This window comes from Kocuria sp. ZOR0020, assembly GCF_000800955.1.
Lineage (GTDB): Bacteria > Actinomycetota > Actinomycetes > Actinomycetales > Micrococcaceae > Kocuria > Kocuria subflava.
Genome location: NZ_JROX01000272.1, coordinates 1 through 573, shown reverse-complemented (window position 1 = coordinate 573; position 573 = coordinate 1). Strand labels below are relative to the sequence as shown.

Annotated in this window: 1 protein-coding gene; it reads right to left on the bottom strand. The window is 72.9% G+C overall.

Annotation, left to right across the window (positions count from 1 at the left end; genetic code table 11):
- Window positions 1-573 (bottom strand): multicopper oxidase family protein (locus L979_RS12880; protein WP_047692610.1); only part of this gene is annotated, 573 nt, incomplete at both ends.

Genomic DNA, 573 nt, shown 5'->3' with positions numbered 1-573 from the left:
CTCACGGGTGTCCACCAGCAGCTCCACCCGGTTGCCCGGCGCCAGGGTCACCTCGGTGAGCTCGACCGGCTCGGGCAGCCGGCCGAGGTCGCGGCCGGACAGCCGCAGGGTCTGGCCGTCGAGGGTCAGGCGCAGGTACCGGGATGGGCAGGCGTTGACGACCCGCCACAGCTCCCGCTCCCCGGGTGCGGCGGTGGCCTCGGGACGGACCTGACCATTGACCAGCACGGTCTCGCCCTCCCGGCCCATCATCTGCTGCGGCGGGGAGACCTCGGCGAGGTTCCCGGAGGCGTCCAGGGTGATGTCGGAGACGACCAGGACCCGCTCCCGGGCCACCGGGACGGGGTCGGGGTCCTCGACGACGATGGCCCCGTAGAGCCCGGCGGCGAGCTGGTCGGCCACGTGGCCGTGGTGGTGCGGGTGGTACCAGTAGGTGCCCGGCGGGTGGTCGCCCGGCAGGACGTACTCGTAGTCGAAGGTCTCCCCGGGGGCGATGCTCACGAAGGGGTTGTCCCCGTTGTCCTGCGGGGAGACGTGCAGGCCGTGCACGTGCAGGTTCGTCGGGTCGTCCAG